Annotated in this window: 1 protein-coding gene; it reads left to right on the top strand. The window is 36.4% G+C overall.

Annotated features, from left to right (window positions below; all coding sequences use genetic code 11):
• The coding region (locus PSI15_RS18425; protein ID WP_273584777.1) for a site-specific integrase at positions 1 to 450 on the top strand (450 nt) is incomplete at its 5' end.
• Positions 451 to 519: the final 69 nt, after the last annotated feature.

Raw genomic sequence — 519 nt, forward strand, 5'->3', positions numbered from 1 at the left:
GAATGGAATTTTAATTCTATGTTATGGACTGTTCCAAAAGAAAATAGCAAGACAGGTGAGAAAATCATTCGTCCAATACCGGAATATATGAAAGCATTCTTAGAAAACCTTGCTTATCAAAACAATAAAAGTGGTTACCTCTTAGGGGAAATTAAAAAACTTGAAGCAGTCGCACAATACGGCAGAAAAATATGGAAAAAATTAGAGCATGACGAGGAATGGTCTTTGCATGACTTAAGGCGAACGTTTGCAACTAAATTAAATGACATGGGAATAGCACCACATATTGTAGAACAGCTTCTAGGCCATGCTTTGCCGGGTATTATGGCGATATACAATAAGAGTCAGTACTTACCAGAGAAACGAGATGCTTTGAACAAATGGTGCGAGCGACTGGATGTATTGGCGGGTAATTATGAGAATGTGGTTATATTAAAAGCAGTTCAATAATGGGAATTAATGAGTTTGATGATGAACATGATAATTGTGATATGTACGTAACAAATGTGGCTTCCTTTC

Origin of the sequence: Xenorhabdus sp. PR6a (assembly GCF_028599065.1) — a bacterium.
Taxonomy (GTDB): domain Bacteria; phylum Pseudomonadota; class Gammaproteobacteria; order Enterobacterales; family Enterobacteriaceae; genus Xenorhabdus; species Xenorhabdus doucetiae.